Raw genomic sequence first — 4,153 nt, forward strand, 5'->3', positions numbered from 1 at the left:
GCATCGATGTTGGGGGGACCCTTTGCCGGTTCGAAGGGCCCACAGTAGCCGCGATCTTGGCGAAGGCCTCGCCGCTCAGGCCTGCCGACGCGCGCTCGATCATCCGCCAGCAGCTGCACACCCGAGCCTCGATTGATGCCGCAGTCATTGCGGAGGTCTGCGATGCGCTACAGATTTCCGTGAGCGCCTTCCCGGCACCCATCGAGTCGCCGCCGGCACAGCTCCTGCCAGGGGCAGATGCGGCGCTGCGGACTATGAGTCGGCACGCCACCATCGTCACGTTGTCGAATGTGAGCTGTCTGGAGGCCGATACCGGTCGGCTGCGCACCCTGTTGCACCCGTGGGTGATCGACTACTTCCCCTCCTGTCGGACCGGCTACGCCAAACCCGATCCAGCCGCTTTCCATTGCGTGGCCACTGCGTGCCAAAGCAGCCCGGCGAATATGGTACACATCGGCGACGATTGGGATTGTGACGTCATCGGTGCCCGAACCGCCGGGGTCACCGTCATCTGGGTGGCGAACGGACGGCCGGTGCCCGAGCCCGAACGGCTCGACGACGGCGGCCTGCTCGTGGCCGCTGACCTCACCGCCGCCAGCCAGCACCTCATCGAACTCGCCACAAGGAGATGATCATGGGCCTGTTTCACGGAACCGTCAGCTTCTACCGGCAGTACCGGCCCGGCATCCCGGCGACCGTGGCCGACGTGTTGGATGCCGCAGTCCCTACCGGGGTACCGCGGCGCCTGCTCGACGTAGGCACCGGCACCGGCCTCGTGGTGGAGGCTCTGCTCGGTCGCTTCGATGACATCATCGCCATCGACAACGATCCAGACATGCTCGCCGCTGCCGAAGACGCGCTCCACCAGCAGCTACCCGCCGACTCTCAGCTGCGGCTGCAGGAGGTTACGGCGGAGGACTTCACACCACCGGCGGGATGGCAGGCCGATCTGGTGACGATCTGCCGGGCCTTCCACTGGCTCGATCAGGCCGCGATTCTGACCCGATTGGACGCACAGGTCAGCCCGGACGGCGCGGTCGCGATCTTCGGCGACAACAGTTTCTGGACCGCTACCAGCGACTGGAAGGCCGCAATCCGCGCGGTCATCCAGGATTTCCTCGGCGAGCAGCGTCGCGCCGGCGAACGCACGTTCCAGCACCACAACCGCCCGTACAGCGAGATCATGCGTGAGTCGCCGTTCGGCCAGGTCGAGGAGCACACCGTGCCCGTCAACCGGACCTGGACCGCCGACAGCATCCTTGGGTACCTGTACTCCACCTCTTTCGCGGCGCCACAACTGTTCGGCGACCGGCTCGGCGAGTTCGACAGCGCTGTCCGTGCCACCCTTGCCCGGTACAGCGACACCGACACCTTCGCCGAGGATAACGAATTCCTCATCCGCATCGGCCGGCGAGAACGGGCATGAACCGTTGGTACGGATCGCTCCCGGCACCGGAGATCGCCACGCAGCTAACCGAGAGATCGGTCCTGTGCCTGCCCATCGGCTCATATGAACAGCACGGCCCGCACCTGCCCCTGCATACCGACACCGTCATCGCCGCGCAGTTCACCAACCGCCTCATCGACCGCTACGGCAACCAACACGACCTCTGGGCCCTCCCCGCGCTGCCGTATGGCCTGTCCCTGGAGCATTCCTGGGCGATCGGCACGGTCTCCCTAAGCGTCAGCGCACTCACCACCCTGCTCAACTCCATTGTCGGCGAGTACGCGCGGGCCACCCCAGCCCGTCGGCTGCTCATCGTCAACGGCCATGGCGGCAACCGCGGCGTCCTCGAGGCAGTTGGCTACGAACTGCAGGCCACGCACCAGGTGCGGGTCTGCATCATTCACCCCAGCTCACTCTCGACAGCACATACGGCGTCGACACCGCCGGAGATCCACGCCGGCGTGAAAGAAACCAGCATCATGCTGACCCTCGCCCCCAACGACGTGCACCTAAATCGCCTACCCGAGACGTTCGCCACCGACTCAGCCCACCGCGACGAAATCCAGCGACTCATCCTCTACCGCGGCACCACGTGGCCGTGGAGTTCGGGCGACGACCGCATCGCCAGCCTCGGCATCATTGGCGGTGACCCGCGGCTGGCCTCCGCCGAACTGGGGGAAGCCATCATCACCAGCGCCCTGGACGCATCCGATCAGGTACTACAACGTCTGTAGTCCGTCAACGATGGGAAACGACCATGCCCCTCACCGCTGACGATCTGTCCACCTTCACCACCAGCGGAGTTATCGTCAAACGCAACTTCGTCCCGGCACACTTGATCGACTGCGCGACGGCGCTGGTAACCGACTGGTACCGCACCGACTTAGATCAAAGCCGGCTCACCGAGTTCACGCAGCGGACCTTCGCCCCGCACCTTGCCGACCACCGAGACTTGCTTGCGCTGTTTGCCCAGTCCGGTGTGGCCGGGCTGGCAGGCGAACTCCTTGGCGATATGGCACCGGTCACCATCTCGCAGATCCAGATCCGCGTGCCGGAACGCGACCTCGGACAAGCGCAACCCGAAAAGGCCATGCACGTGGACGGCGTCGCCTGCCCGCACCTCGACCCCGCGGAACTGCGCACCTTCTCGCTTCTCGTGGGTGTCGTGCTTTCCGACATCAGCGACCCGGCCGGTGGTGCCCTGCGTTACGTGATCGGCGGACACCTGCGGATGGCGGAGTGGTTCCGGACCCAATGGTCGCTGGGCATCACAGCCCAAGTCCCCCCGCACATCGACATCGAGCAGGGCACCCCGCTACTCGGCAAGCCCGGTGATGTACTGCTGATGCACCACTTGGTCCCCCATGCCGTTGGCCGCAACGTGACCGCTATCCCGCGAATCATGGCCTACTTCCGGGTGTCCCACGTGAGCCATGCCAGCCGCCGCCTCGACGCACTTCGCAACCCGTGGCTGGACTTCCCGCCACTCACCGCGCGAGTTCGATAGCCGAGCCCGACATCATGGCCGGCACTGGCGCATCAACTGGTGCCGGAAACTGCCAGCAACGTCCTGTGTTCGCGTCCGGCCACGGTACGGAATTTCCCGTCCGATACCGCAAGTTCGGGGGCCACCAGATTCGAGAAAAGCAGAGCAGAATATCACTCCTAGGGTTGAAGGAAAGCGGTCGTGAAATTGATCCTCCCCGACGAACTCCCGCTCGCGATTGAAGCGCTCGAAGCCGGCGAGCTTGTCGTTGTCCCAACTCGACGCTGGTACATGATCTGCGCCAACGCGCGCGATCACGACGCCTGCGAGAGCATCTACGCTGGCAAGAGCCGACCACGGTCGAAGTCGTTGGCCTACATACTGCCATCGCTCGTCGCAGCCGACGAGTTGTTCGTCATGACACCGGCCGCGATCCAACTCGCCTCAGCCTTCTGGCCCGGCGATCTGGCTATGATCCTCCGTTGGCGAAACTCCGAACACGCCCAGCAGCACCAATCTGTCGGCGTGCCCAACGCACTCGTAACCCTCGACTCAGGCACACTCGGTCAACTTGCCCGAAAAAGCCGCGTTCCTATCGCTGCCACAACGGCCAACCGCTCGGACCCGACTAACACGTTAGGTCCAGCGATCACAGCAGCCGAGGTTGAGAGCTTTGTATCGGAGTCCCAAACCAGCGTCGCGTACTGTATCGACGGTGGCATAAGTCCACTGGCCAACCACCTAACTATCGTCGACTGCACCGAAACGCAGGCGACGATCACGAGACCGGGAGTTGTCCACCACCGCGCCATCAACGCAGCCATTGCGGCTGTTTCTTAGTGCTTCAGTTCGTAAGTCCTTCGGGGTTGACGGTCCGGGGTTTGGATGCGGCCAGTCGGTGATGGGGCTGATGAGTACGTCGCAGACGAAGTCGAGGGCGTCGTCGGCGGTACCACTGAACCAGTACTGGTCTTCGTAGCTGTTGTTGCTGGCCCGGTAGGTCGCGAGGCTCCAGCGGTGCGCGGATCCGCTGTAGCGCAGTCGCATCAATGGCAGATGTTCTCCGCCGGTCAACTCACCGGTGACCTAGGCGAGCTGGCCGTGGTAGCGCATACATGCACCGCGGTCAGTTGCGGCCGCTTCTGCCTGGCCCTGGCCCGCAGCCGCTGTGGCAGGGACGTCTTGGTGGAAGCAGGAATGACCGGCATAGGTCTACATCC

General features: G+C 64.2%; 5 protein-coding genes. All 5 read left to right on the plus strand.

Going from position 1 to position 4,153, the window contains the following annotated elements; translation table 11 throughout:
- The coding region (locus Vqi01_RS29980; RefSeq protein ID WP_204038494.1) for an HAD family hydrolase at window positions 1–632 on the plus strand (632 nt) is incomplete at its 5' end.
- Complete coding sequence (locus tag Vqi01_RS29985; protein WP_204038495.1) at window positions 629–1,426, plus strand: class I SAM-dependent methyltransferase; 798 nt, start codon at window positions 629–631, stop codon at window positions 1,424–1,426. The genes Vqi01_RS29980 and Vqi01_RS29985, both read left to right, overlap by 4 nt.
- Window positions 1,423–2,181, plus strand: coding sequence for a creatininase family protein (locus Vqi01_RS29990; RefSeq protein WP_204038496.1), 759 nt, complete (start codon window positions 1,423–1,425; stop codon window positions 2,179–2,181). Before Vqi01_RS29985 ends, Vqi01_RS29990 begins: the two co-directional genes overlap by 4 nt.
- 23 nt (window positions 2,182–2,204) lie before the next feature.
- Window positions 2,205–2,954, plus strand: a complete 750-nt coding sequence (locus Vqi01_RS29995) for a phytanoyl-CoA dioxygenase family protein (RefSeq protein ID WP_204038497.1) — start codon at window positions 2,205–2,207, stop codon at window positions 2,952–2,954.
- Window positions 2,955–3,134: 180 nt separating this feature from the next.
- Window positions 3,135–3,773, plus strand: coding sequence for an L-threonylcarbamoyladenylate synthase (locus tag Vqi01_RS30000; protein ID WP_204038498.1), 639 nt, complete (start codon window positions 3,135–3,137; stop codon window positions 3,771–3,773).
- Window positions 3,774–4,153: the final 380 nt, after the last annotated feature.

The organism is Micromonospora qiuiae (assembly GCF_016863555.1).
Taxonomy (GTDB): domain Bacteria; phylum Actinomycetota; class Actinomycetes; order Mycobacteriales; family Micromonosporaceae; genus Micromonospora; species Micromonospora qiuiae.

Coding starts and splice junctions, on each gene's coding strand:
- Vqi01_RS29985 (WP_204038495.1), top strand. CDS start 629: ATGATCATGGGCCTGTTTCACGGAACCGTCAGCTTCTACCGGCAGTAC.
- Vqi01_RS29995 (WP_204038497.1), top strand. CDS start 2,205: ATGCCCCTCACCGCTGACGATCTGTCCACCTTCACCACCAGCGGAGTT.
- Vqi01_RS29990 (WP_204038496.1), top strand. CDS start 1,423: ATGAACCGTTGGTACGGATCGCTCCCGGCACCGGAGATCGCCACGCAG.